The sequence below is a fragment of the Pseudomonas lactucae genome, assembly GCF_036688725.1.
GTDB lineage: Bacteria > Pseudomonadota > Gammaproteobacteria > Pseudomonadales > Pseudomonadaceae > Aquipseudomonas > Aquipseudomonas lactucae.
Window position 1 is genome coordinate 164,205 of sequence record NZ_JAQQPT010000006.1, and the last position, 26,730, is coordinate 190,934.

At 59.5% G+C, this 26,730-nt stretch carries 27 protein-coding genes; 15 read left to right on the top strand and 12 right to left on the bottom strand.

From position 1 onward, the window contains the following. Window positions 1–59: 59 nt before the first annotated feature. Complete coding sequence (locus V6M90_RS08665; RefSeq protein ID WP_332846330.1) at window positions 60–1,103, bottom strand: hypothetical protein; 1,044 nt, start codon at window positions 1,101–1,103, stop codon at window positions 60–62. Window positions 1,104–1,288: 185 nt separating this feature from the next. Continuing rightward, window positions 1,289–3,187 (bottom strand): sigma-54-dependent Fis family transcriptional regulator, encoded by a 1,899-nt coding sequence (locus tag V6M90_RS08670; protein WP_332846331.1) that lies wholly within the window; start codon window positions 3,185–3,187, stop codon window positions 1,289–1,291. Between the two features lie 271 nt (window positions 3,188–3,458). Here V6M90_RS08670 and exaC point away from each other — a divergent pair, with 271 nt between their 5' ends. The 9 genes from exaC (at window position 3,459) to V6M90_RS08715 (ending at window position 12,753) form a co-directional block, all read left to right on the top strand. Beyond that, window positions 3,459–4,979, top strand: a complete 1,521-nt coding sequence (exaC, locus tag V6M90_RS08675; RefSeq protein WP_003176316.1) for an acetaldehyde dehydrogenase ExaC — start codon at window positions 3,459–3,461, stop codon at window positions 4,977–4,979. 147 nt (window positions 4,980–5,126) lie between these two features. Continuing rightward, complete coding sequence (gene eat, locus V6M90_RS08680; RefSeq protein WP_003176317.1) at window positions 5,127–6,560, top strand: ethanolamine permease; 1,434 nt, start codon at window positions 5,127–5,129, stop codon at window positions 6,558–6,560. Window positions 6,561–6,613: 53 nt separating this feature from the next. Then, window positions 6,614–8,008: an ethanolamine ammonia-lyase subunit EutB gene (locus V6M90_RS08685; protein WP_078826210.1), complete on the top strand. Its 1,395-nt coding sequence runs from the start codon at window positions 6,614–6,616 to the stop codon at window positions 8,006–8,008. Beyond that, the gene (gene eutC, locus V6M90_RS08690; protein ID WP_141063421.1) at window positions 8,005–8,838 is read left to right on the top strand and encodes an ethanolamine ammonia-lyase subunit EutC; all 834 of its coding nucleotides are present in this window, start codon (window positions 8,005–8,007) and stop codon (window positions 8,836–8,838) included. The genes V6M90_RS08685 and eutC overlap by 4 nt, the downstream gene beginning before the upstream one ends. Before the next feature lie 90 nt (window positions 8,839–8,928). After that, window positions 8,929–9,387, top strand: coding sequence for a GNAT family N-acetyltransferase (locus V6M90_RS08695; RefSeq protein WP_003176320.1), 459 nt, complete (start codon window positions 8,929–8,931; stop codon window positions 9,385–9,387). A gap of 261 nt (window positions 9,388–9,648) precedes the next feature. Further along, the gene (locus V6M90_RS08700) at window positions 9,649–10,305 is read left to right on the top strand and encodes a DedA family protein (protein ID WP_003176321.1); all 657 of its coding nucleotides are present in this window, start codon (window positions 9,649–9,651) and stop codon (window positions 10,303–10,305) included. A gap of 6 nt (window positions 10,306–10,311) precedes the next feature. Beyond that, window positions 10,312–11,127 carry a M90 family metallopeptidase gene (locus V6M90_RS08705; protein ID WP_003176322.1) on the top strand — a complete coding sequence of 272 codons (816 nt, stop codon included), beginning with the start codon at window positions 10,312–10,314 and terminating at the stop codon, window positions 11,125–11,127. Window positions 11,128–11,236: 109 nt separating this feature from the next. Further along, complete coding sequence (ppa, locus tag V6M90_RS08710) at window positions 11,237–11,764, top strand: inorganic diphosphatase (protein WP_003176323.1); 528 nt, start codon at window positions 11,237–11,239, stop codon at window positions 11,762–11,764. A 212-nt stretch (window positions 11,765–11,976) separates the two neighbouring features. Beyond that, on the top strand, window positions 11,977–12,753 hold the full coding sequence (locus V6M90_RS08715) for a LexA family transcriptional regulator (RefSeq protein WP_003176324.1): 777 nt from the start codon (window positions 11,977–11,979) through the stop codon (window positions 12,751–12,753). Between the two features lie 259 nt (window positions 12,754–13,012). On the opposite strand, the gene V6M90_RS08720 is transcribed toward V6M90_RS08715, so the two are convergent. Next, on the bottom strand, window positions 13,013–13,249 hold the full coding sequence (locus V6M90_RS08720; RefSeq protein ID WP_003176325.1) for a hypothetical protein: 237 nt from the start codon (window positions 13,247–13,249) through the stop codon (window positions 13,013–13,015). Window positions 13,250–13,816: 567 nt separating this feature from the next. Here V6M90_RS08720 and V6M90_RS08725 point away from each other — a divergent pair. From V6M90_RS08725 to ycaC, 4 genes are all read left to right on the top strand, one after another. Then, window positions 13,817–15,214 (top strand): amino acid permease, encoded by a 1,398-nt coding sequence (locus V6M90_RS08725; protein WP_332846332.1) that lies wholly within the window; start codon window positions 13,817–13,819, stop codon window positions 15,212–15,214. Next, a complete protein-coding gene (locus V6M90_RS08730) occupies window positions 15,198–16,493 on the top strand; it encodes an aspartate aminotransferase family protein (RefSeq protein ID WP_141063418.1) in 1,296 nt (431 codons plus the stop codon). The genes V6M90_RS08725 and V6M90_RS08730 overlap by 17 nt, the downstream gene beginning before the upstream one ends. 73 nt (window positions 16,494–16,566) lie before the next feature. Continuing rightward, entirely contained in the window at window positions 16,567–17,292 is a 726-nt protein-coding gene (locus V6M90_RS08735; protein ID WP_003176329.1) for a TetR/AcrR family transcriptional regulator C-terminal domain-containing protein, read from the top strand. Between the two features lie 136 nt (window positions 17,293–17,428). Next, on the top strand, window positions 17,429–18,061 hold the full coding sequence (ycaC, locus tag V6M90_RS08740) for an isochorismate family cysteine hydrolase YcaC (RefSeq protein WP_003176330.1): 633 nt from the start codon (window positions 17,429–17,431) through the stop codon (window positions 18,059–18,061). A 95-nt stretch (window positions 18,062–18,156) separates the two neighbouring features. Here the strand turns inward: ycaC and V6M90_RS08745 are convergent, their stop codons facing one another. The 9 genes from V6M90_RS08745 to V6M90_RS08785 all read right to left on the bottom strand — a co-directional run bounded on the left by V6M90_RS08745 (window position 18,157) and on the right by V6M90_RS08785 (window position 25,516). Further along, on the bottom strand, window positions 18,157–19,314 hold the full coding sequence (locus V6M90_RS08745) for a glutathionylspermidine synthase family protein (protein WP_332846333.1): 1,158 nt from the start codon (window positions 19,312–19,314) through the stop codon (window positions 18,157–18,159). A 12-nt stretch (window positions 19,315–19,326) separates the two neighbouring features. Further along, window positions 19,327–20,040, bottom strand: a complete 714-nt coding sequence (locus tag V6M90_RS08750) for a DUF1190 domain-containing protein (protein WP_003176332.1) — start codon at window positions 20,038–20,040, stop codon at window positions 19,327–19,329. A gap of 18 nt (window positions 20,041–20,058) precedes the next feature. Then, window positions 20,059–20,487, bottom strand: a complete 429-nt coding sequence (locus tag V6M90_RS08755; RefSeq protein WP_003176333.1) for a DUF350 domain-containing protein — start codon at window positions 20,485–20,487, stop codon at window positions 20,059–20,061. A 15-nt stretch (window positions 20,488–20,502) separates the two neighbouring features. Next, on the bottom strand, window positions 20,503–21,177 hold the full coding sequence (locus V6M90_RS08760; protein ID WP_003176334.1) for a DUF2491 family protein: 675 nt from the start codon (window positions 21,175–21,177) through the stop codon (window positions 20,503–20,505). Further along, on the bottom strand, window positions 21,164–22,198 hold the full coding sequence (locus V6M90_RS08765; protein ID WP_003176335.1) for an ion channel: 1,035 nt from the start codon (window positions 22,196–22,198) through the stop codon (window positions 21,164–21,166). Before V6M90_RS08765 ends, V6M90_RS08760 begins: the two co-directional genes overlap by 14 nt. Window positions 22,199–22,268: 70 nt before the next feature. Continuing rightward, window positions 22,269–22,829, bottom strand: a complete 561-nt coding sequence (locus V6M90_RS08770) for a rhomboid family intramembrane serine protease (protein ID WP_332846334.1) — start codon at window positions 22,827–22,829, stop codon at window positions 22,269–22,271. Window positions 22,830–22,893: 64 nt separating this feature from the next. Then, window positions 22,894–23,592 (bottom strand): PspA/IM30 family protein, encoded by a 699-nt coding sequence (locus V6M90_RS08775; RefSeq protein WP_078734836.1) that lies wholly within the window; start codon window positions 23,590–23,592, stop codon window positions 22,894–22,896. A gap of 17 nt (window positions 23,593–23,609) precedes the next feature. Further along, entirely contained in the window at window positions 23,610–24,191 is a 582-nt protein-coding gene (locus V6M90_RS08780) for a YjfI family protein (protein ID WP_181408587.1), read from the bottom strand. Window positions 24,192–24,484: 293 nt separating this feature from the next. Next, window positions 24,485–25,516, bottom strand: a complete 1,032-nt coding sequence (locus V6M90_RS08785; RefSeq protein ID WP_141063415.1) for a PDDEXK nuclease domain-containing protein — start codon at window positions 25,514–25,516, stop codon at window positions 24,485–24,487. Between the two features lie 201 nt (window positions 25,517–25,717). Here V6M90_RS08785 and V6M90_RS08790 point away from each other — a divergent pair, with 201 nt between their 5' ends. Next, window positions 25,718–26,362, top strand: coding sequence for an NAD(P)H-dependent oxidoreductase (locus tag V6M90_RS08790; RefSeq protein ID WP_042945332.1), 645 nt, complete (start codon window positions 25,718–25,720; stop codon window positions 26,360–26,362). Then, window positions 26,301–26,681 carry a MerR family transcriptional regulator gene (locus V6M90_RS08795; protein WP_141063414.1) on the top strand — a complete coding sequence of 127 codons (381 nt, stop codon included), beginning with the start codon at window positions 26,301–26,303 and terminating at the stop codon, window positions 26,679–26,681. The genes V6M90_RS08790 and V6M90_RS08795 overlap by 62 nt, the downstream gene beginning before the upstream one ends. Window positions 26,682–26,730: the final 49 nt, after the last annotated feature.

Below are 26,730 nucleotides of genomic sequence, written 5' to 3' on the forward strand. Positions count from 1 at the left end.
TTATACAGCCTGCGGCCGAGCAAGGTGTCGCAAGGACCTTGACTCGGCCGCAACGCTTTTCAGGCGGTCGTTACAGCCCCAGCTTTATTTTCCGTCTCTTTCATCGCGGCAAGAAAACGCAACTTCTCGTATGTCTCGACCATGCGTTCGAATTTCTTATCGATCAGATCAAGACGTTGTTCCGGTTGTGTGGGAATCGCTTCCCAAGGCTTATACGGCTTGAACACAAGGCTGTTTTGCCGAGCCGCTTTTTTCAGTTGTTGTTCCGATACACCGAGCAACTTCTCAAGGTTATTCAAACGTGCGGCAGTATCGGTAGGCCAACTTTCATCTTTGGTAAATACATCGCGCGTATCGCCGAGCAGAAACATTACGGTAGACGCCATGCCCAGCAACTTCATCTCGGCTTCCTCCAACCGAGCATTGATCGGGTCTGGCGCGGACAGTGTCGATTCAGTCGACGAGGGCGCCTGGGGTTTCGGTGCGCTGCCCGCCCCCGGCAAAAAAGGTGGCGGCAACACGCCCGGCGCATAGGTCGCCTTGATCGACTCGCCGGTGGCCACCGAGCCGGCATAGGACGCCACGTTGATGGGCGCGCTGACCATCCCGGTGATACCTGCGCTGATAAACGCATCACGGGCCACGCGACTGGCATTGGGTGCGGTGGAAATAACGCCCGCCTTGATCAGCTTGTCAGCATCGATCAAACGCTTGGCGGCATCCGCCACGCTGATCGGCGCCTGCTTGCGCAGGTTGGTCAGCAGCAACTCATCCTGAACCTTGATTTTATTGGCGTGGATAATCGCCTGCCCCGTTCCCTTGAATTTTTCCTGCAACGGAATCTGGCCGGGTTTTGAAGACGGTCCGGGCTTTGGCGAAAGCACAGGCTTGGGCGGCAGGGTTGGCCCGACCAGGGCTGGCTTTGGAGGAAGTGGCGGCGGGGATGGGGTTTTTCTAAACCACGAAAAGCTCAGTCCTCTTTTGCTGCGCCGTAAGGGCGCTTCAGGTGCGTCGTTGTCGTAGGTTGTCGGCGGTGCAGAAGGTGCCTCCACGGCTGGCGGTTGTGCAGGAATGAAAGGAACGGCTGGTGTGGTAATTCTCATCGTGTTCACCCGAGTGCTTGTTATTGTCAGAAAACACTGTCGCTGGTTGCCCTAATTAAGTGGGCCATCTGCGCTGAACAGTTCCTGTCAGCGCAGCCCAACTCAACGCGCACGATGTTTCCAACTAAACAATAAAAACTCGGTATCACTGACACGCTACGAGCACAACAACTGACAGACCGAACTTACAACGAGGCAGAACGGTTAATGCCATGCTTGCGTAACTTGCGATACAACGTATTGCGACTTACGCCCAAGTGTTCGGCGGTCTGCGTCATGTGCCAATGCTGACGCTCCAGCGCGGCGATCAGGGTCTGGCGCTCGGCATCTTCCAGCGGCCACTCGGTGATCGGCGGCGGCATGGGTGACGGATGAAGCAGCGCAGGCAGGTCCGCCAACCCCACTCGGCCGTCATCACACAGCGCCACCAGGGTACGCAGTACCGTCCGCAGCTGGCGCAGGTTGCCCGGCCAGGCAAAGGCCAGCAGCGCCTGGCGAGCATCGGGGTCCAGCTGCACCGATTGCGCCCCGGCCTCTTCGGCGAGCAGGAAGTCCAGCACCTGGGATCGGTCACTGCGCTCGCGCAAGGATGGCAGGGCGATTTCCAGACCGTTGAGTCGGTAGTACAGGTCTTCGCGAAAACTGCCGTCCCGCACACGCGCCAGCAAATTCCTATGGGTTGCGCTGATGATGCGCACATCCACCACCTGGGGTTCACCGCCCAGCGGCACCACCTTGCGATCCTCCAGCACACGCAACAGGCGGGTTTGCAGAGCCAGGGGCATATCACCGATTTCATCGAGAAACAGCGTTCCGCCGTCGGCCTGTTGCAACTTGCCGTGCATGCCCTCCTTGCGCGCACCGGTAAAGCTACCGCCGCGGTAGCCGAACAGTTCGCTTTCGATCAGGCTTTCCGGGATGGCGGCGCAATTGAGCGCCACGAAAGGGTTACCGGCGCGCTGGCTGGCGTGGTGCACGGCCTTGGCAAAGGCTTCCTTGCCGGAACCGGTTTCGCCGTTGATCAGCAATGGCACGTCACGCTCGAATACGCGCAGCGCCTTGCGAAAATCGCTTTGCAGCGTCGGGTCGCCCAGGCAGATGCCGGGCACAGGTGCCGGCTGCGCCTTGACCACGGCAGCCGGCACCGTGCGTGGCTGACCACGCAAGGCCGCAAACAGATGCCGCCCATCGCGGGTGCGCAGGGGCCAACTGGCGGTGGCATTGGCGCTGGCGCGACCGAGCAATGAGTCCAGCGAACAGTCGAAAAACGCGTCGACCGGTTGCCCCAGCAAGCCGTCACGCACCTGGCCGAGCAAATTCAGCGCGCTCTGGTTGACGGCACAAATCCGCCCCTCCCCATCGAACGCCAGCAGCCCCTCACTGAACAGGCCCACCGATTCGGCCTGCAGGTGAAAGCGCAGCAGCCAGTGGTGCTCGAAATGACGCAGGAAGTAACAGCTCTCGATCATCTTGGCCGACAGGTTCACCAACGCCATGGTGTGAAACTGACTCTGGCGCGATACCGCCTCGCGGGCCGATGACACATCCAGCACCGCCAGCAGGTCGCCATGGGGATCGAACACCGGACTCGCCGAGCATGTCAGCCCGGTATGCCGGCCGCGAAAGTGTTCATCACGATGAATGGTCAGTGACTGACGCTCTACCAGGCAGGTGCCGATGCCGTTGGTGCCTTCACAGGCTTCGCTCCAATCGGCACCGAGCCACAGCCCGGCACGCTCGAAAATCCGGCGCTCGGACGGCGCGGTGACACAGTTGAGGATCACCCCGCGGGCGTCGGTGAGCAGCACCGCGTGGCCGGCGCCGGAAAGTTGCTGGTGCAGGCTGTTCATCTCCGTGCCGGCGATGTGCAGGACTTGTTGCAGACGCTCGCGGCTCTCCAGCACGCGACCATGTTCCAGCACCGTGGGAGCGATGGTCTGCGCAGGGTCGAGGTGGTAGTCCTCCAGGCAACGCAGCCAGGAGCGGGCGATGGACGGGTCGCTGGCGGGGCCCTGAGGCAGGCTGTGCCCGCGTGCAACGGTCAGTACCTGCTGGGCATGGCGACTAAAATGATCGTTGTGCATGTTCTTATTGTTCTCCCTGCGTGAGAACGCCCAGCATCCCCCAGGCTTTGCGCCAATGCAATCCCGGCCCGACCCACCGGTCACAGGCTGTACCGTTTATGGCACAGATTGTCACTCCACCTGTGCCGGGAGCGTGACGGTCATGCGTCGCAACAATCTCCAACCCCTTGATTTACCTGCCCGCGAAGCGCTGGCCCGACCTTTGCTCTACGCTTTATCAAGCGCTTGAGCGCTGCACTCCAATAAACATAAAAGCCAGGAGATACCCACCATGCGTTACGCACACCCCGGTACTGAAGGCGCAATCGTTTCGTTCAAGGCCAAGTACGGCAACTTCATTGGTGGCGAATTTGTTGCGCCGGTCGACGGCAACTATTTCACCAACACTTCGCCGGTCAACGGCAAGCCTATCGCCGAATTCCCGCGCTCCACCGCCAAAGACATCGACAAGGCGCTGGACGCCGCCCACGCCGCCGCTGACGCCTGGGGCAAGACCTCGGCGCAGGACCGCTCGCTGGTGCTGCTGAAAATCGCCGACCGTATCGAACAGAACCTCGAACTGCTGGCCATCACCGAAACCTGGGACAACGGCAAGGCCGTGCGTGAAACCCTTAACGCCGATATCCCGTTGGCTGCCGACCACTTCCGTTATTTCGCCGGTTGCATCCGCGCCCAGGAAGGCACCAGCGCCGAAATCAATGAACACACCGCCTCCTATCATTTCCACGAACCCCTGGGCGTGGTCGGCCAGATCATCCCGTGGAACTTCCCCCTGCTGATGGCCGCCTGGAAACTCGCCCCGGCGCTGGCCGCGGGCAACTGCGTGGTGCTCAAGCCCGCCGAGCAAACGCCGCTGGGCATCAACGTGCTGATGGAAGTGATCGGCGACCTGCTGCCACCAGGCGTGCTGAACGTGGTGCATGGTTTCGGCAAAGAAGCTGGCGAAGCCCTGGCCACCAGCAAGCGCATCGCCAAGATCGCCTTCACCGGATCCACCCCGGTGGGCTCGCACATCATGCACGCGGCGGCCGAAAACATTATTCCATCGACCGTCGAACTGGGCGGCAAGTCGCCGAACATCTTCTTCGCCGACATCATGAAAGCCGAGCCATCGTTCATCGAAAAAGCGGCGGAAGGCCTGGTGTTGGCGTTCTTCAACCAGGGCGAGGTGTGCACCTGCCCATCCCGTGCGCTGGTTGAAGAATCGATCTACGACGACTTCATGAAAGTGGTGATGAAGAAAATCGAACAGATCAAGCGCGGCGACCCGCTGGACACCGACACCATGGTCGGCGCCCAGGCGTCCGAGCAGCAGTTCGATAAAATCCTGTCTTACCTGGAAATCGCCAAGGGCGAAGGCGCGCAACTGCTCACCGGCGGCAAGGTCGAGCAGCTCAGCGGCGACATGGCTGGGGGCTATTACATCCAGCCGACCCTGCTCAAGGGCACCAACGACATGCGCGTGTTCCAGGAAGAAATCTTCGGCCCGGTGGTCAGCATCACCACCTTCAAGGACGAAGCCGAAGCCCTGGCGATTGCCAACGACACCGAGTTCGGCCTCGGCGCCGGCGTATGGACCCGCGACATCAACCGCGCGTACCGCATGGGCCGGGCGATCAAGGCCGGTCGCGTGTGGACCAACTGCTACCACCTGTACCCGGCGCATGCCGCGTTTGGCGGTTACAAGAAGTCCGGCGTGGGCCGTGAAACACACAAGATGATGTTGGATCATTACCAGCAGACTAAAAACTTGCTGGTGAGCTACGACATTAATCCGTTGGGCTTCTTCTAACCAACCCTCCCCTCCCACGTTTGAAATGCAATCAACTGTGGGAGGGGGCAAGCCTCCTTCCACATTTAAATCTTCATAAGTACTTGCGATGTGCATCCGGCACAAAGATGCCGGGTTAAAAACAATAACAATGAAAGGTACTTCCCTATGCCTAGCGAACCCACTGGCTCTTCCGTCGACTTCGAAAAAGTCGACACTGATTACTTCCAACAACGCGAACTTAAAAAAGGCGCCGCCGGCTGGGTGTTATTAGTCGGCCTCGGCGTTGCCTACGTGATCTCCGGCGACTACGCCGGCTGGAACTTCGGCCTGGCCCAGGGCGGCTGGGGCGGGATGTTCCTCGCTACCTTGCTGATGGCCACCATGTACCTGTGCATGTGTTTTTCCCTGGCCGAACTGTCTTCGATGATTCCCACCGCCGGCGGCGGCTACGGTTTTGCCCGCAGCGCCTTCGGGCCCTGGGGCGGGTTCCTCACCGGCACCGCGATACTGATCGAATACGCTATCGCCCCTGCCGCCATTGCGGTGTTTATCGGCGCGTATTGCGAGTCGTTGTTCGGCATTGGCGGCTGGATGATCTACCTGGCGTTCTACATCATCTTCATCGGCATCCATATCTTTGGCGTCGGTGAAGCCTTGAAACTGATGTTTGTGATCACCGCCATCGCCGCGATTGCGCTGGGTGTGTTCCTGGTGGCGATGGTGCCGCACTTCAACGTCGCCAACCTGCTGGACATCCCAGTCACCGAAGCCAAGGGCGCCAGCACCTTTCTGCCCTTCGGCTACGTTGGCGTGTGGGCCGCAATCCCTTATGCGATCTGGTTTTTCCTGGCGGTCGAGGGCGTGCCACTGGCGGCCGAAGAAACCAAGAACCCCAAGCGCGACCTGCCTCGGGGCTTGATCGGCGCCATTGTGGTGCTGACCAGTTTTGCCCTGTTGATTCTAGTGATCGCACCAGGCGGCGCGGGGACTTATGCGCTGATCAAATCCGGTAACCCATTGGTGGAAGCGCTGTCACTGTCGTACGGTGGCTCGACGTGGATGGGCAGCTTCGTCAACCTGGTCGGCCTGGCGGGGCTGATTGCGAGCTTTTTCTCGATTATCTACGCCTATTCGCGGCAGATTTTCGCCCTGTCCCGCGCCGGCTACCTGCCGCGCAAGCTGTCGCAGACCAACAAGAGCAAGGCGCCGGTACTGGCGCTGGTGATCCCCGGCATCATCGGTTTTGGCCTGTCGCTGACCGGCCAGGGTGATTTACTGATCCTGGTAGCCGTGTTTGGCGCGACCATTTCCTACGTGCTGATGATGGCCGCGCACATCACCTTGCGCATCCGCCGCCCCAAAATGGAACGTCCTTACCGCACACCGGGTGGCATCTTCACTTCCGGCGTGGCGCTGGTACTGGCCTGCGTCGCCGTGGTGGCGGGCTTTCTGGTGGATCCTCGGGTGGTGATTGGCGCTGCGATCATCTATGGAGTATTAATTGCTTACTTTGCTTTCTACAGCCGGCATCACTTGGTAGCAGGCACGCCCGAAGAGGAATTCGCGGCGATCCAGGCCGCAGAGGCCGCCTTGCACTGACTGCCGTAAACCTCGGCGCGGGCGCCTTGCCCGCGTCGCCAAGGAGACACTGTATGGCAAGCTTTTCCCACGCGGTCGGTACACAAACCTACCGCTTCGACAGCCTCAAGGACGTGATGGCCAAGGCCAGCCCGGCACGCTCCGGAGATTTTCTGGCCGGCGTGGCGGCACAGAACGACGGCGAACGGGTCGCCGCGCAGATGGCGCTGGCGAATATCCCGCTCAAGCACTTTTTGCAAGAAGCGCTGATTCCTTATGAAAGCGATGAAGTCACCCGACTGATCATCGACACCCACGATAAACAGGCGTTTACCCCGGTCAGCCACCTCACCGTCGGCGGGTTGCGCGACTGGCTGCTGAGCGATGCGGCCGATGAACACTCCCTGCGTGCGTTGGCGCCCGGACTGACACCGGAAATGGCCGCCGCCGTGTCCAAGATCATGCGTGTGCAGGACCTGGTACTGGTGGCGCAGAAGATCCGCGTGGTCACGCAGTTTCGCGGCACCATGGGCTTGCGCGGGCGCCTGTCGACGCGCTTGCAACCCAACCACCCGACGGACGAACCGGCCGGCATCGCCGCGAGCATCCTCGACGGCCTGTTGTATGGCAACGGCGACGCCATGATCGGCATCAACCCGGCCACCGACAGCATCGCCTCGATCTGCGCCATGCTGGAGATGCTCGACGCCATCATCCAGCGCTATGAAATCCCCACCCAGGCCTGCGTGCTGACCCACGTGACCACCTCCATCGAGGCGATCAACCGTGGCGTACCGCTGGACCTGGTGTTCCAGTCGATTGCCGGCACCGAGGCGGCCAACGCCAGTTTCGGCATCAGCCTGAGTGTGTTGCAGGAAGGCTACGAGGCGGGCTTGAGCCTGAACCGCGGCACCCTGGGCCAGAACCTGATGTATTTCGAAACCGGCCAGGGCAGCGCCTTGTCGGCCAACGCGCACTTTGGCGTCGACCAACAAACCTGCGAAACCCGCGCCTATGCGGTGGCACGGCACTTCAAGCCGTTTCTGGTGAACACGGTGGTCGGGTTTATCGGCCCCGAATACCTGTACAACGGCAAGCAGATCATCCGCGCCGGTCTCGAAGACCACTTCTGCGGCAAGTTGCTGGGTGTGCCGATGGGCTGTGACATCTGCTACACCAACCACGCCGAGGCCGACCAGGACGACATGGACACCCTGCTGACCCTGCTCGGCGTGGCCGGGATCAACTTCATCATGGGCATCCCCGGCTCCGATGACATCATGCTCAACTACCAGACCACTTCGTTCCACGACGCCTTGTACGCCCGCCAAACCCTGGGGTTAAAACCGGCGCCGGAGTTTGAGCAGTGGCTGGCGAAAATGGGCATCTTCACGCAGGCCGATGGCAAGGTACGTTTCGGCAACAGCCTGCCACCGGCGTTTCGCCACGCATTGGCGCAATTGGGATGAAGGAACCTACCGTGCAACCAGACTTGCCTGACAACCCGTGGCTGCAATTGCGCCGCCTGACCCCGGCGCGTATTGCCCTGGGTCGCACCGGCACCAGCATCCCCACCAGCGCGCAACTGGACTTCCAGTTCGCCCACGCCCAGGCGCGGGATGCGGTGCACTTGCCCTTCGATCATGCGGGCCTCAGCCGCCAATTGGCCGAACGTGGACGTGACAGCCTGTTGCTGCACAGCGCCGCGACGGATCGGCACAGCTACCTGCAACGCCCGGACCTGGGTCGGCGTTTAAGCGACGAATCGGCTCAGGCGCTGCGCGAGCATGCGGCGGCCAACCCTGGCGGCGTGGACCTGGCGGTGGTAGTGGCCGATGGTTTATCGGCGCTGGCGGTGCATAAACATACGCTGGCGTTTCTGACACGCATGGAAGAACAGACCCACGCCGAGGGCTGGTCGCTGTCGCCGGTGATTCTGGTGGAGCAGGGTCGCGTGGCCGTGGCCGATGAGATCGGGCAATTGCTCGGTGCCAGAATGGTGGTGATCCTGATCGGTGAACGCCCAGGGCTCAGCTCGCCGGACAGCCTGGGCTTGTATTTCACCTACAACCCCAAGGTCGGCCTCACCGACGCCTACCGCAACTGCATTTCCAACGTACGCCTGGAAGGCTTGAGCTATGGCATGGCGGCCCATCGTTTGCTGTACTTGATGAAAGAGGCGTGCCGTCGGCAGCTGTCGGGGGTCAATCTCAAGGACGAGGCGCAGGTGCAGACCATCGAGTCCGACGACCCGGACCTGATGAAGGGCAACTTCCTGCTCAGCCCACCGACCGACTGATCCCGGCACGATTGCGCTTTTTGGCGTCTTTAGGCAGCATCGAGTCACGGCCGCGCGTGTGGTCGTACCCATTGGAAGTTGAGGCCTGGCATGCGGATCACTCAAGCGACCCTGGAACACCTGGACCTGCTGACCCCATTGTTCGTCAAATACCGCGAATTCTACGGGGCCCTGCCCTTCCCGGATTCATCGCGCGCCTTCCTGGAGAAGCGCCTGCGCCGCAAGGAGTCGGTGATCTACCTGGCCCTGGCCGACGATGACGACAAAAAGGTGCTTGGGTTTTGTCAGCTGTACCCGAGCTTTTCGTCGCTCTCGCTCAAGCGGGTGTGGATTCTTAACGATATCTACGTGGCCGAAGACGCACGCCGGCAACTGGTGGCGGACAACCTGATGCGCACGGCGAAGAAAATGGCCAAGGAGACCCACGCGGTACGGCTGCGGGTATCGACCAGCAGCGACAACGAAGTGGCGCAGAAGACGTATGAGTCGATCGGGTTTCGTGAAGACACGGAGTTCAAGAACTACACCTTGCCGATCAGCGAGGATTAAGTTCGACAGACCAGACAACACAGATCCCCTGCGGGGGGCGGTGCGACGATTTGACTTGCCCCCTCCCACAGTTGAGTCTCCAGCGGTTCCCAAGTCGCGCACCACGACATCCCCCGCTACAAAACCAACACGCTTTTCACCGATCAATCCGTATAATGCCGCCCTTTCAGGGTTGTAAGAAATACGGCATACAGGTGTAGCCTTATTACCCGAGCTTCCGCACAGGCCTGCAGAGCAGGGCCGTTCACACAGGTGCCACCAATGGATTTCAACCCGCTTGACCTTATCCTGCATCTCGATGTTTACCTCGACCTGCTGGTAACCAATTACGGTCCGTGGATCTACGCCATTCTGTTTCTGGTGATCTTTTGCGAAACGGGCCTGGTGGTCATGCCCTTCCTGCCGGGTGACTCCTTGCTGTTTATCGCCGGCGCCGTAGCCGCAGGTGGCGGCATGGACCCGGTGTTGCTGGGTGGCCTGTTGATGCTCGCCGCCATCCTCGGCGACAGCACCAACTACGTGATCGGGCGAACGGCGGGAGAACGCTTGTTCAGCAACCCGAACTCGAAAATCTTCCGTCGCGACTACCTGCAAAAAACCCACGATTTCTACGACAAACACGGCGGCAAAACCGTGACCCTGGCGCGCTTCCTGCCGATCCTGCGCACCTTTGCGCCGTTCGTCGCCGGTATCGCGAGAATGCCTTACGCGCGCTTCTTCGGCTTCAGCGTGCTGGGCACCGTGCTTTGGGTGGGTGGCCTGGTGACCCTGGGCTACTTCTTCGGCAACGTGCCCTTTATCAAGAAGAACCTGTCGTTGCTGGTGGTGTTCATCATTCTGCTGTCGCTGGTGCCGATGATCATTGGCGTATTGCGCAGCCGCTTTGGTCGCGCCTCCTCCGAAGCCAAGTCACAGTAACCCGCAATGTGGTCCCTCAGCGCCTGGCGTCGCCGGCGCCTGCTGGCCAAGCACCCGATTGCCGATGACACCTGGCAGCGGGTGCGCCACCACCTGACCTTCCTCGATGGCATCAGCACCGAGCAGGACCAATGGCTGCGTGAAGCCTGCGTGGTGTTCCTCGACGAAAAACACCTCACCGCCCTGCCCGGCGTCGAGCTGCACCAGGAACACCGCCTGCTGCTTGCCGCCCAGGCGCAACTGCCCTTGATGAACCTCGGCGACCTCGACTGGTACCAGGGCTTCCACGAAATCGTGCTGTACCCCGACGACTTCCTGAGCCCGCAACGCCATCGCGACGCCAGCGGTGTGGAACACGAGTGGAACGGCGAACACAGCGGCGAAGCCTGGCAACAAGGCCCGGTGATCCTGGCCTGGCCCGGCGTGCTCGCCAGCGGCCAATGGGAAGGCTACAACCTGGTGATCCACGAACTGGCGCACAAGCTCGACATGCTCAACGGTGACGCCAATGGCCTGCCACCGCTGCACAACGACATGCGCGTGCAAGAGTGGGCCCGTGTGATGCAGAGCGCTTATGACGATCTCAACCGCCAGCTCGACGCCGACCCCGATGTAGAGACGGTGATCGACCCCTACGCGGCGGAAAACCCGGCGGAATTTTTTGCCGTGACCAGCGAATATTTTTTCAGTGCCCCGGATCTGCTGGTCGACAGTTATCCACAGGTGTACACCCAACTCAGCCGCTTTTACCGCCAGGATCCCCTGACCCGCCTGACCCACCTGCAGGCGCACGATCCACGTTATCAGCCACAAGACGAATGACCGTACGACGTCTGGCGCATGGCATCGGCAACGGAATATGCCTATAATCGCCGCCACTTTTAGGCCAATCCGGCCAAGTTTCTTGGCCAATTAACGGGGGCAACGCCCAATGAGCTACAGCAAGATTCCGGCTGGCAAAGACCTGCCGAACGACATCTACGTCGCCATCGAGATTCCGGCCAACCACGCGCCGATCAAATACGAAATCGACAAAGACAGCGACTGCCTGTTCGTTGACCGTTTCATGGCCACCCCAATGTTCTATCCGGCCAACTACGGTTTCATCCCCAACACCCTGGCTGACGACGGAGACCCCCTCGACGTGCTGGTCGTCACCCCTTACCCGGTGACCCCAGGTTCGGTAATTCGCGCACGTCCGGTCGGTATCCTGAACATGACCGACGACGGCGGCGGCGATGCCAAAGTTATCGCAGTGCCACACGACAAGCTGTCCCAGTTGTACGTGGACGTGAAGGAATACACCGATCTGCCGCCGCTGCTGCTGGAACAGATCAAGCACTTCTTCGAGAACTACAAAGACCTCGAAAAAGGCAAATGGGTGAAGATCGACGGTTGGGGCAACGCAGACGCCGCCCGCGCCGAAATCATGAAATCGGTCGCCGCCTACAAAGGCTGATACCCGCTACTCATTGCCTGGCAATGTAAAAAAGCCCCGATTATTCGGGGCTTTTTTATGGGTAAAATTAAACATCAAGTTCAACTAACAGCAGCTTACGTTTAATAAAACGGCAAAACTGAAAAAACAGGCCACAACTAAGCAAAAACCTACACACCTAATTCAACGCATGGTTTATTTGCTTTGTTTTTCCGGCCAGTAAACTCGCGTTTATGAATAAATCAGGTGATCGTTTAAAAGCGCTATTACGGGAAGTTCATCTTTCCGCCTCCGACTTCGCCAAGAACCGCGGCGTCACGCCTCAACACGTGAACAACTGGTTCAAGCGCGGCGTGCCCATGGGCCGACTCAACGAGTTCGCAGAACTGTTGTGCGTGTCCAGCCGCTGGCTGCGCACCGGCGAAGGCCCCAAACATCCACCGGCCAACTTCCTGCTGGAAGGCTCGGACACTCGAAAAGGACTCGCCAGCACCCGCGAAGGACGCGGTAAATACCTCACAGGCCCCACCTGCGCCCCGGAAAAACTCGACGTGGAGATCCCCCTCCACCCCACGTTCACCTCAACCGAACGCATCCGCGTCTCCCTGCACACGCTCCAGACCCTCACCGTCAACCCCGACCGCGCGGTAGGCGCCTACATGGTCGACAACAGCATGATCGACATCATCCAACAAGGCGCCACCCTGGCCATCGACCGAGGCCGCACGCAAATCATCGACGGTGAAATCTACGCCGTCGAACACGACGGCATGCTGCGCATCAAATACCTCTACAACCGCCCCGGCGGAGGCCTGCGCATGCGCAGCCATAACGCCGGCGAACACCCCGACGAGTACCTCACCCACGAACAACGCTTCGAGCAAAACTTCCAGATCGTGGGCTGGGTCTTCTGGTGGTCCACCCTCAACAACCGCCGCCCACCCGTCCCGCTGGATGAACACCTGCTGGGCTGGGAAGGCTCTAAAACGGATCCGGAGGTGGGCAACTGAAGTGAATGTGGGTATCATGCGCCGCACATTTGGCAGGGGGCGGCGCAACGCTATCCACCCTGCCCGGCGAAGCGGAGGAGTTCCCGCGGATGCCCCTACTATTCAGCCCGACACGACGTGGGCTGAGCGATTTGAAGGCTGCTGAGGTTTGTCAAAAACAAGCTGAAGCAGTCAGCGAGAAGCCGGCCACAAGCCGGCTTTTTAATGCCTGCACGATTTCAGCGGGCAGCAGGTTGCGCTACCCGCCTTTACCGTCGTGTTACGCCGTTTGCAAACACTCCACAGCCCGATCCGCCACCATCTTCGCCATCTCCACCAAATGCATCACCGCCCTCTGCGGCGCAGGTAGCGGCTCACCGAGCACCTGCGACGTCGCCACTGCGCATTGCAGCAACTCCGCCACCCGCACCCAGGCATCTTCGAAGCTCAGTTCTTCATTCACAGTAAATGGGTGAGTTGCAGCCGATGAGGGCGAATCCGAAATAACGTTATCCATAGCAAAACTCCAATCGATAATTTAGAGCTGCCACTTCACGCGACTAAACGAAAGGCGGCAGCTGTACGCAGGTTAGTCGACCGGTCGATTGGAAACCCGGCGCACCCGAAGGTGCCCTGCGCACAGCCACCATAAGATGCAGGCGAAGAGATACCTGACTCATGAATTGCTTATGCGCCAATCGAATCCGGGCGACTAAACCCGATCACTGAATAGGCAGTGACGATCCGCAGCCTAGTCACGCATTTCCGCTGGCGCAAGCGCTTGGGATTCTCTCGGAAACGTCCTGCAAATGAAAGGGATCCGACCTGCTGGCCTTTAAAAATCACGTCCGAACCCTCTCCCGTGTTACCCCCCACCCACCCGTATCCACCAGTGACACTGTCTCTCCTCCCCGCCCCCAGAACCGTCCCAACGAATCCTCCTACAACCCCCTCTACCCCACCCATTCCCCACCGCCCAGCATTTTTTGGCCCAAAACCTGCTTATTGCACACCGTACAATAAAACCACCCTCAAGCCGGTTCACCCTCCACCACCGCTGCCCACCGCAGCCAGGGGAATGCTGATGGCGACTACACCGCTTCACTCTTCCAACCACGGCCTGGCGCGCTCGCTCAAGGAGCGGCATGTCATGTTGATTGCGATCGGCGGCATTATCGGGGCTGGTCTGTTTTTGGGCTCGGGCAAGGCGATTGCCACGGCGGGGCCGGCGTTGTTGCTGGCGTATGCGTTGTGTGGCGCGATGATTTATTTGATTGCGCGGGCGTTGGGGGAGTTGTCGTTGTATCGACCCGGCAGCGGTTCGTTTGCGACTTATGCGCAGGAATTTCTGGGGTCGCGCGTGGCGTTTGTCACGGGGTGGTCGTATTGGCTGATCTGGATTCTGGTGGGCGTGCTGGAGGTCACCGGGATCGGGGTGTTGATGAAGTATTGGTTCCCGGAGTTACCGCAGTGGATCCCCGCGCTGGTTACGGTCGGGATGTTGACGATGATCAATCTGTTTGCGGTGAAGACGTTTGGCGAAGTGGAGTTCTGGCTGGCGTTGATCAAGGTGTTGACGATTGTCGGGCTGATCGGCGCGGGGCTGGTGATTCTGTTGTTCGGGCTGGAAACCTCGGCGCAGGCCACACCTTCGCTGGCCAATCTGTGGCGCCATGGCGGTTTTTTTCCGAATGGCTGGAGTGGCTTCTGGTATGCGGTGCCGGTTGCCGCGTTCACCTTTGCCGGGGTGGAGGTGATTGGTTTGGTGGCCGCGGAAACGGCCGAGCCGCGGCGCACCTTGCCACGGGCAATCAATAGCCTCATCTGGCGCATGGCGATTTTTTATCTCGGGTCGATTGCGGTAATCATGGCGCTGTACCCGTGGAACCAGATCGATACGGCGCAAAGCCCGTTTGTGATGGTGTTCGACAGTATCGGCCTGGGCGTCGCGGCGGGGTTTATCAACTTTGTGGTGATCAGTGCGCTGGCCTCATCGTGCAATACCGGGCTGTTCGCGACCAGCCGCATGTTGTTTGCGCTGTCGCATCTGCAGCAGGCGCCGCGCCGGTTGCAGGTATTGAGCAAACGCCAGGTGCCAGTGCGTTGCCTGATGGTGTCGACCACCGTGTTGCTGGTGGGGGTGTTGCTCAATTATTGGATACCGGAGCGCATTTTCAGCCTGTTGATCACCGGGATTCTGGGGCTGTTGATCTGGGTGTGGACGGTAATAATCGCGGCGCATATGGCTTACCGGCGCAAGGTACGACGGGGTGAGACGCCCGAGGTGGCGTATCGCTTGCCTTGGGCCAGGGTGAGCAGTGTGCTGGTGCTGGGTTTTCTTGGGGTGCTGACCGTATTGGTGATCCGCGATCCGGAAACCCGTGCAGCCTTTTATGTAGCGTCGGCGTGGTTTGCACTGTTGTTGCTGGCGTATCCCAAGCCTCTTGCGACCAAGGAGGTGAACGATGTCTGGAACGCCTGAAAAGCTCGCGCTGGAGCGCTGCATCGAACGTTATATCCAGGCCAACCCGAACAGTGCCCATCAATTGAGCTGGGCCGCGCGGGTGATGCCCGGCGGTAATACGCGCTCGGTACTGTTCTACGAGCCGTTTCCATTGGTGATGTCGGGGGGTATCGGTTGCTTCCTGGATGACCTGGACGGGCATCGTTATGTCGATTTCCTGGCCGAATACACGGCGGCGCTGTACGGCCACTCTCACCCGGTGATCACCCATGCGCTGACCACCGCGATGGCCAACGGGCTGAACCTGAGCGCCCACACGGAGCTGGAGGCGCGGCTGGCCACGTTGATCGTGGAGCGCTTCGCGTGTATCGAGCAGGTGCGTTTCACCAACTCCGGTACCGAGGCGAATCTGCTCGCATTGGCGGCGGCAAAAGCCTACACCGGACGCGACGCCATTCTTGCGTTCAATGGCGGCTATCACGGTGGCGTGTTGAGTTTTGCCGGGCCGCACACGCCGATGAATGTGCCGCATCGTCTGCACCTCGCCGACTACAACGATTTGAGCGACGTCGAGCAATTACTGGCAAGGCATCCCGGTGAGTTCGCGGCCATCCTGGTGGAGCCGATGCTCGGTGCGAGCGGCTGTATCTGCGCCGAAGAAGGCTTTTTGGAAGGTCTGCGGGAGATGAGCCTGGCCCACGGCACGCTGTTAATTTTCGATGAGGTGATGACCTCGCGCCTGGGCCCTGGCGGCTTGCAGGAAAAACTTGGCGTCACCCCCGACTTGATCACCCTCGGCAAGTACCTGGGCGGCGGCATGCCATGTGGCATGCTTGGCGGGCGCCGGGACATCATGGCCCAGTTCGCCCCCCGCGGTGGGTGCCTGTCCCACGCCGGTACCTTCAACAACAATGTAATGACCATGGCCGCCGGCATCGCCGGGTTGGAGCAGGTGTACACCCGTGACGCGGCGGCGGCATTGAACGCGCGGGGCGATTGGTTGCGCGGGCAGCTCAATGCGGTGCTGGCGCGCCTGCCGATGCACTTCAGCGGGCAAGGGTCGGTGATGAATCTGCACCCCACGGCCGCGCCGATCCGGCGCCCGTCGGACAGCCCAACGGATCGAAACCACCTACGGGACCTGTTCTTTTTTCACCTGCTCGAATGTGGGATCTACAGCGCCCGACGCGGCTTGTTTGCGTTGAGCGTGCCGTTGACGGAGCAGGAATTTATCCGGCTGATCACGGCAACCCATCGCTTTGTAGAGCGCTATGGCGGCCTGTTGCGCAGCGATTGATCCGACGTCCGCTTGAGCGACAGCGCGTCGGTGAGCGACTATTCTTGCGCCGTCGCTCAACGGAACAAAACCCATGACCAGCAAAACCGCAAACCCACGGGGCCGGCGTAAAAAGACCGTGGGCGAAGCGTCGCAAGGTGTGCTGAACAAGGACACAATCATCGCCGCCGCGCTGGCCTTGATCGACCGCGACGGCCTGGACAAATGCAGCCTGCGTCACCTCGCCGATCAATTGGGCGTGTACCCCACGGCTATCTATTGGTATGTCTCTTCACGCGAGCTGTTGTTGAGCGAAGTGCTGGCCAAAGTCCTGGCGTCTGTGGCGCCGCCGCCCCAGGCACGCTGGCAGGATTACCTGCGTGCGGCGATGCTCAACTGCCATGACGCCGTGCGTCGACACCCGAATATTGCGCCATTGCTCGGGGCGCAATTGGTGTCCAACAGCCGTACCGACTTCACGCTGGTGGAGGGCGTATTGGCCGCCTTGCAACAGGCCGGTTTCAGCGGTCCGGCCTTGGTTGGGGCGTACAACACCTTTATCGCCGCCCTCGCCGGTTTCACCACGCTGGAGTTCGCGCCGCTGCCGGATAACACCCACGCGTGGCAGGATCAGGTGCAGCAAAGCCTGCAGTCGGTCGACGCCGAACAACACCCCACCCTCGCGCAAAACATGCACCGGTTAAGCAATCGCGGTTTCAGCCTGCGCTGGCAAAACGGCGTAGACGCGGCGCTGGATGAGAGTTTTGCGTTCTATGTCGACACAGTCCTGTGCGGCCTGGAAACCCTCGCGAACCGTTGATGCCCGCACGCGCATTGTCTCCTTTGAGTTGACGGTAAGACACGCGACAGCCGATTTATCAACGTGTCCCCACCCATTAATCTGTGCCCATGTTGAACGCAACGCCCAAACCCACTTAAACAAAAAGGATTCAACCATGAGCACTGCAACCTACAACCGCTTGAACAAAGACGACGCCATTGTTCTGCTGGTCGACCACCAGACCGGCCTGATCTCCCTGGTGCAGGACTTCTCGCCCAACGAGTTCAAGAACAACGTGCTGGCCCTGGCCGACCTGGCCAAGTTCTTCGACCTGCCGACCATCCTCACCACCAGCTTCGAGCAAGGCCCCAACGGCCCGATCGTACCGGAGCTCAAAGCGATGTTCCCGGACGCGCCGTACATCGCCCGCCCCGGTCAGATCAACGCCTGGGACAACGAAGACTTCGTCAAGGCGATCAAGGCCACCGGCCGCAAGCAGATCATCATTGCCGGTGTGGTCACGGATGTGTGCGTAGCGTTCCCGACCTTGTCGGCGCTGGCGGAAGGGTTTGATGTGTTTGTAGTGACCGATGCGTCCGGTACCTTCAACACCACGGTGCAGCAAGCAGCCTGGAGCCGCATGACACAGGCCGGCGCGCAGATGATGAACTGGTTCTCGGTGGCCTGTGAGCTGCACCGCGACTGGCGCAACGATATCGAAGGGCTGGGGAATTTGTTGTCCCAGCGGATTCCTAACTATCGCAATTTGATGAACAGCTACTCGGCGCTGACTGCTCGTCAAGACTAAGGTAACGACATCCCTTCAATAGGGTAATACGTAGCAGCTGTCGAGCCCTGGCGAGGCAGCTGCTACGCCAGGGGAACGCTCAAAATCACGCCCCGTCAATCCAGGATCAAATGCGGCAGAAACCGGCTCGAATCCTTGGTGATCAAACTGTTGTCCTCCCGCACACCAATCCCCGCCGCCTGATCACCTATCACCCAAGACCCGATCAGCGTGTAGCTGTCGTCAAATTTCGGCAACGGTGCAAACTCCTGAAGGATAAAAGGCGCATCGGTGTAGGGACCGTCTTCTTTGACGATCAGACCGTCGGCGGTTTGCAGTTCGATGTTGGCGCCTTCGCGCGAGAAGAACGGCTTGCGCACCCAGCCCTTTGGCACGGCTCGGCCTGGCTCGGTATCCAGGTGGGCCGCGAGCAGGTTGGGGTGGCCTTTGTTGAACTCCCACAACAGCGGCAGGATGCCTTTGTTGGAAAGAATGGACTTCCACGCAGGCTCGAAAAACTGCGTGTCACTCTGGGCAATCGCGGTACCAAAGGGTTCGTGGAAGATAAATTCCCAGGCGTGCAGTTTGAACAGGTGAGAAATCCAGCGATCCTGCAGGTCGACGAAACGGCCTTCGCTGGTCAGGCCGATGTCTTCGATATCGATGTGACGTGATTCGATGCCGACCTTTTCCGCGACCAGACGCAGGTAATCCGTGGTGCCTTTGTCTTCGATCGAGTCTTTCATCGAAGCAAAGTAGAACGGCTGGTTGAGCTGCAATTGAGCGAAAGCCTGATGCAGTTTGGTGTCGATGCTGTTGAATTGGTCGGCGTGCCTGGGCAGCAAGCCGCGTTCGATGCACTGCTCCAGCCAGCCCCATTGAAACGCCGCCGCCTCATACAGGCTGGTTGGCGTGTCGTAGTTGAGCTCCAGCAATTTGGCCGGCCCGGTGCCGTTATAGGAAAAATCCATGCGGCCATACAGGTGCGGGTGGCCTTCGAGCCATGAGGTGCGAATCATGTCGTAGAACGGCGCGGGAATGCTCAGGCGCTCCAGCAGCGCCTCGCTCTGAACCACACGGGCCACGAGGTCCATGCACATGTCATGGATCTCGGTGGTCGGGTCTTCGAGGTCGCGCTCGATTTGCTTGAGTGTGAACTGGTAATACGCGCGCTCGTCCCAGTAAGGTTCGCCGTCGATGGTATGGAACAGAAAGCCCAGGCTGTCGGCGGTCTGTTTCCAGTCATGACGCTCTGCGCAATGGATCTTCTTCATGGCCCGGGCTCCTTAACTGCTCGACCCGCCGCCGCCCCAGCCACTGCGTGCGCTGGCCTTGCTGCCAAAGCCGCCACGGGAGGTGGCCGAGGCAACGGCGCTCGACTTGCTGGAGGAACGCAGGGTATTGGCGTAATCGCTGCTGCCATACCTGGCCTGGTTGGACCGGCCGAATGTCGCCCCATTGGAGACGCGCTGATTGAGTGTCGAGTTGCCATAGTCGCCGCGATCATCGCGGTAGCGATACACCGGCTCGGAGCGGTAGCTGTTGCGATTATTACTGAGCATGTTGCCGATCAACAGGCCGGTCAGCAGGCTGCTGGTGGAGAAGCCTGAGCCGCCATTGCTCACTTGCGAGCCAGGCACTTGCGCTTGGGCGGCGTCCACCTGGGACTGTGTCACTTGGCCTTCGGCGGTCAGTTCGAAACCGCCCAGCTTGGGGATGAACTGGCCGTTGGAGTCCAGCTGGCACCAGCCGGCGACAAAGTCGGCATCGCAATCGGCCTGGCTGGCGTACACCGGGGCGATGCGGCGATGCTCGGCCATGGCCGTCATATAGGCATCCGAGCACACGTCCACCGGCAGCTTTTCATCGGCACATTGCTGGACCGACTGGAAGTTGTACTTCTTTTGCAAATCGTAGGTTTTTTCCGTCGGCCCGCAGCCGGATATCGCCATGGCGACCGAGGCGGCCAGCGAAAGCTGGACGTACTTGCTTCGTTTCATCGTGAGCTCCGTGCGCAATCAGTTCTGGGAAGGCGTCATGCACGCGGCATTCAACATGCCGACGCTGATGGCCACCGCAGCCACGTAGATGCCGGCGGCGAGCTCGCCTTTCTTGATGCGCGCAGAAGTGCCTTTGAGCACCAGGCTGGTCACCAGGAACGCCAACAGTTGGACGATGGCCGCGATCAATGCCCAAACCACGAAGTCGAGGATGCTGATCGAGTAGGCAATGACGTTGCTGGCTGGAATGGCGAAACCGATGATGGCACCGCCCAGCGCGACCGCAGCCGACACGTTGCCCGCACGGATCAGTTCGAATTCCTTGTGCGGCGTGAGGCGGGTATAGACGAACTGGAACAGTGCGAACAGTACGGCAGCCCCCAGGAGGTAGCTGACAAACCCGAACACAGCCGCTTTGTTCAGGGAGATGGAGAGAGCTTCTAGCATGGACGACTTCCTTTTTCAGAGCGCATTCAGGTCGGTTGTGTACAGCGAAATGCCCAGCGACGTGCTCAGGCTGACGGTGCCTTCGGCGTCTTCTTCGACGGAAAACAGCAAAAACTCTCGACGGTCGGTCAGGCCTGTGTCGCGGGCGTACAGCATTGAACGGTGTTCGACAATGTAGGAATCTTCTGGATTGATCACTTGCTCGCTCATCGCCACCAGTTCTGTCTGCCCCTCCTCGCCCCCCCACACACGGGCGTATTCCACGCCGTTGTGGGTGTAGGTCGGCAACCCGATCAGGCTTTGTGGACCCGCCAGCCGACGCAGTTCCGCTTCACTGCCGATAGTGACGTAACTCAGGTAGTTGAACAGGATCACCGACTCGACCTGCCCGGCGATATCGCCTGTGGTGTGCACCTGCAGCCAGTAATCTTCGTCGTTCATGTAGTAGCGCGACAGCCAGGTCGACTGCCCCAGGTCAACGGTGCCGTTACTCCAGATCTCCTGGGAGCCGGGGATCACCACCGAGGTTTTCCCGTCGAGCAACAACTTCAGGGTCGTGTCAAATATCACGCCTTTGCCCGGTGCCAGGCCCAACGGACCTGTAGTTGGCAGAGTGGTGCCGGCAGAGCCTTTCGACGCTGTATTCGCGTTCGGGGCCTCAAGCCCCATCAATTGTTTAAGCCATCCCATTGGAAATTTCCTTGAGGCGGGTGGAGGCGATATAGAAGAGTTCGCCGCCTTCAACGCGCGTGGCACTGGGCGGGTTGATCGAGGGTTGCCGGTCACCTTTGGCGCGATAGCCGATAAGGGTAGCGTTGTGGTGCTCTTTCATCTGCGTGTATAGATCGCCGAACGTGGCTTCAAAAGCCTCGGGCAATTTCATCAGGTATTGAGTGGCGCCTTGCCCTACGCACAGCAGCTCATTAATGACGACTGACGAACCCGGATCCTGGGAGGCGCGTACCAACATCTCGATAGCCATGCTTGAGGTGCATTCCAGACGGGGCGCGTAGGAGCTGGCGAGGGCGGCAATTTCACTTTCATTGAAGTGGGCGACTACATGCCCTACAGGACTCAGCTGATTCACCGCCAGTACGGTGGCCAGGGTCAGATCGTCGGACGGGGTACGCACCAGCACACGCTCGGCCCCCGGAACCCCGGCACGCAGTAAGAACGCCGTAGAGGACAGGCTTTCACCACGAATGAACGCCGCCTTGCCCGGCATCGGGTTTTCCTCGAGGGTGCAGTCGCAGATGACGATCAGGTTGTCGTTCGAGGTTTCGTCCTGAAGCAACAATTCAATGACCCGCTCGCTGCACGCCCCTTCCCAGCCAATGAGCACCGTATGGCCAACCTTGCCGGTGAAATCGCCTTTGCCCTTCATACCTTTTCTCCATGCATCGATAACACTGCTGGTGGTTTTGCCGATGGCTGCCGTCAACAGCGCAATGCCCCCGAGCATGACCCAGGTAGCCACAAAAACGCGCCCCGCCGCTGTCTGCGGCGCGAGATCGCCGTAGCCGACGGTAAGCGTGGTGGTGAGATAGAAGTAAACAAACGTGGCCGCAGCGGTGAGGTGCTGTTCGCCCAGCAATACAAGGCCCAGATAGGCCGTGCTCAGGTGTACTCCCAGGGCAACGACCAAGCCTGCCCAGCCGAATCGGTGAAAGAGGGACGAAGCGTACAGGCGCAATAAAAGAAAAATCGACATATCGTCCCTGGCTCCCTGGGGTACTTGATCCCTCATGGCGTCGCCTCTACGTCTGGAGGCTCTCGCGCATTCAGCCGGCATTAAACCTGCTGCGCGGCGTCGAGAGAAGTACCTTGGCTGCAATAAATCCGGCGAACGCACCAAAAAGATGGCCTTCAAAGGAAACGCCCTGGCGAGGCAGAAAGCCAACGACCAGGCCGCCGTACAATAAAGCCACGACACTGGCCGTTATCAGGTTGCTCCAACTGCGGTGAAACCAGGCGCGAGACAACAGGTAGGCCCATAGCCCAAATACCCAGCCGCTGGCACCGATGTGCAGACCTGCAAAACCGAACAACCAGACCAGCGAGCCGCCCAGCACAATAATGATCGCGCTGACGGCCATAAACCGTTTGACTCCTTCGATGATGACCAGGGTGCCCAGTATCAAAAAGGCAATCAGGTTCGCACTCAGGTGGGCAAAGGATGCATGCAAAAACGGTGAGGTGAGGATGCCGGGCAACCCGCGCATCGTTCTCGGGATCAGTCCGAACGCCATAAGGCTGTAACCGGTCACGGCATTGAGCAATTGCAGCGCGACCATGAACAGGGCCAAGCCTGCGATTATCTTGAAACCGTTAAGGGCACCCATCCCGACCTCGACACCTCGACATAAAAAAGAAGGGCAACTGATGCCCTTCTCGCGGCGGCGTCGCTTACTCGGCCGACTTTTGCTTCAGGCGTTCCAGAATCGCGTTGGCGCTGCCTTCGTTCGGCGTGATGCCGGCCTCGCGCAATTTGCGCTCCAGGTCGGTCCCCGTCGAGGCCTCAGCCAGCTCGTCCTGGGCTTGCAGTTCGGCGGCGCGTTGCTGCTGCTTGGCCTGCAAGCGGTTGAGCGTACCGACAGCGGTTTCCAGCTTGCCGTTGGCACCGCCACTGGCGATGGACGCACTGACCTGGGCCTTCTGTACGCTTTCGCGGGCCTTGGCCATGTCCACTTGCTGGCGCAGGCTTTTAATCCGGCTTTCGGCCTTGGTGATGTCCTTGCGCATGCTGTCGGCGTACCCACCGAATTCGGCGGTCTGCTTCTGCTCGACGTCGCGCTCGTTGGTCAGGGTAGAAATAGCTTCGGCCACTTCCAGGGCCAGGTCTTCACGGTTGGCCTGGATAGCGGCCATCGCCTTGGATTCCAGGTCCTTGATCTTGGCGTCGTACTCGCCGACGCGATCAGCCGCCAGTTTGTGCTTGGCCATGATGCTGACCAGCTCGCGCTTGGCGTTGGCCAACGCGGTGTCGGCATCGCGAATTTCCTGATCGAGGATGCGCAGGGCCTGTTGGTCGACGATCGATTCGCCGACTTCGCTGGCACCGCCACGCAGCGCGGTGAACAATTTGCTCCAGATGGATTGAGTCATTGGATACTCCCGAATACTTAATTGAAGAAACGTTCGAAGGCTTCGCTGGCGCGCTGCACGTTATCGACGAGGGTTTTCACCTCGGTCACGATGTTGGTCAGGCTGGAGTCGGAACTCAATGCGCCGAACATGTTGTAGACCACCTGCCCGTTAGGCATGGACTCGATACCGATCGAGGACAGCGGGAACATTTCCCGACTGCGTAGCACAGCATCGTTGAATGCCGTTACGTCAGTGATGGACTCGACGTCGACCAGCACGGTATCGACGATGATCTGCTCGCCCACTACCGCGATGTAAATCGGCAAGCCTCCGAAGTCGTTCATTTCCAGCTTGATACTGGATTCGGAACCTTGAACCAGAGACAGCGTAATGTCGTTGGCAACCACGTCGTCCAGGGCCTGAAGCGCACTGAAGAGGCGGTCGATGTTCCAGTTGGTACCTGCGCTCATGTAGTTCTCCGATATGAATGAGCCCGCCAGAATCGGCTGGCGGAGCTGTTTCTCCATTTGCTTGAGCAGGCTTCGGTTTTCGGGAAGCACCCAAGTTTCGTGTTTCACATAACCGGCCGCCGCCAGGCCCGCGCGCATCTGCTTCATGTAAAAGCTCGATGGCTTTTTAGCGGACGGTTTCAAGCGCTCTCCCTTGCGGCCTGGTGAATCTGTCTCGGGCCCTGCTGGCGGGCTCGATGGAGAGCTGCTTTTCATGGTACTGACCTCGTTGTGAAAAACTCACGCGTGAGAAAATCTACAGGTAATGTTCGCTATGCTCAATAGCTCACGCGTGAGATTTTTCTACGCACGTTGGATGAAGGGTTATGCAGCGCTGACGGCTCATCAGAAGCAAACCCGGCGACTGACCTGTGCTGCAAAGCAGGTGTGTGGCACTCTCCCTATCCCGCCAGCTCCCGCTCGATCTGTTCGATGCTCGGCAAACTGGTTTGAAGCGCTGCCGGCAACGACTCCCTTAATTGATAGTGCGCCACGCCAATCGGCCGATTGTTGTCGCGCAGCGCATACTCGGCCACTACTTCATTCTTGCTCTTGCACAACAAGAGTCCAATGGTCGGGCCATCCTGGGGATGTTTAAGCTGGGCATCCACGGCGGCGAGGTAAAAACTCAGTTTACCCAGGTGCTCTGGCTTGAATTTTCCGGTTTTGAGTTCGATCACGACGTAACAGCGCAGCTTCACGTGATAGAACAACAGGTCAATGAAGAACTCATCGCCCCCCACGTCCAGTAGCACCTGTTGGCCGACGAAAGCGAAACCTGCCCCCAGTTCCAGCAAAAAGTCGGTCACGTGCTTGATCAGGGCGTTTTCTATGTCGCGCTCCTGCGCATCCAAGGCCAGGCCAAGGAAATCAAAACGATAGGGATCTTTCAGCGACTCGCGCGCCAGATCCGATTGCGGCTTTGGCAAATGGCTCTCAAAGTTGCTGACAGCCTTGCTGCTGCGCTCCAGCAGACGATTCTCGATGTGCATCACCAGCGTATTGCGCGACCAGTTGTGTTCGATTGCCTGGGCGATGTACCAGCGGCGGGTTTCAGGGCCCGGAAGTTTGTCGAGCATCACCACGCTGTGACCCCAGGGCAATTGTGCAGCAGCCTGTTGCACAAACTCCAAATCCGGCCAGGCCTCGGCAAATGCACGCATGTACTTCAGATTACGCGGCGAAAACCCCTTCATTTGCGGAAAAGCCGCGCGCAAATCCTGGGCGAGCCGGTCGATAACCTTGCTACCCCAACCCTGCTCGCTTTGGCGAGTCAAAATATCGTGTCCGATTTTCCAGTAGAGCAGCACCAACTCGCGGTTGACGGCGAGTGTTGCGCGTTGCTGCGCCGTATGAATACGGCCCTTGAGGTCGGTCAGCCAATCGCTGTAGCCCTCAGGCGATGCGGTCACGCCGGTAGATACATTGCTCATGCCCGTCTCACGCTTGGGTTTTCGGCAGACTAGGCAGAGACCTGTGCCGTCACAAGTGCTTATGAATACTTCAGGAAGCGCCCTTCAAACCTTGCGGAACGGTCCTGCTGGCCTTTGCAAATCGACGTATTGCAATCCTCTCTCTTGACTCTCCCCTATACGGCACCCCCTACCCTGAATCTCATTTCAGGAGCTGTTCACATGAGCCAACGCATCCTGGTCGTCCTCGGCCACCCGTCCAACACCAGTCTCTGTTCAGCCCTCGCCGACACCTATACCCACGCAGCAAAAACCGCCGGCCACGAAGTCCGTGTACTGCGCCTGGGCGATCGGGTGTTCGACCCCGTCCTGCACGACGGTTACACACAGACCCAGCCATTGGAGGCCGTCCTGCAAAGCGCCCAATCCGACATCCTCTGGGCTACTCATCTGACGTTCGTGTTCCCGATCTGGTGGGGTGGTATTCCAGCGTTGATGAAGGGGTTTATCGACCGTATTTTCCTACCTGGTTTTGCCTTCAAATACCGTGCGGGCAAGACATTCCCTGACAAGCTATTACACGGCAAGACGGCGCATTTGTTAGTGACCCTGGACACACCGCCGTGGTATTACCGCTGGTTCCAGCACATGCCGGGCGTGCATCAGATGCGCAAGGCCACGCTGGCGTTTTGTGGCATCAAGCCGATCAAGACGCTGCTGTTCGGGCCGGTACTCGGCTCTACACCGGCACAACGCGATAGATGGCTCAAACAAGCCGGCGCACTATTTGGAAAAGGGAATTTTCATGTACATCGGCAAAGCCGCGCAACGGTCGGGCACCACCATCAAAGCGATTCGTCACTATGAGGCCATAGGCCTGCTGCCGGCGCCGCAGCGCCAGGGCCAATACCGGGTCTATTCGGAGCAGAGCGTTGAGCTGCTGATGTTTATCAAGTGCGCGCAGCAGTTGGGGTTCAAGCTCAAGGAGTTGCAGGAGATTATGCGCGACAGCCCACGAGACACCTTGCCCTGGGACCGGGCAGAACACGCCATCGCCAGCAAAAAACGCGAGCTGGCCGCGCAGATTACCGAGTTGCAGAAAATGCACACAGGGCTGACAGCGTTTGAAAGCCAGTTGAAAGAGGCGCAGGGACAATGCTCGTCAATGAGCTTGGTCGTTATTTGAAGTAGCCCTTCAGCGCGAGTTGGCGCTGACTTTTACGCCGCTGTCGTAA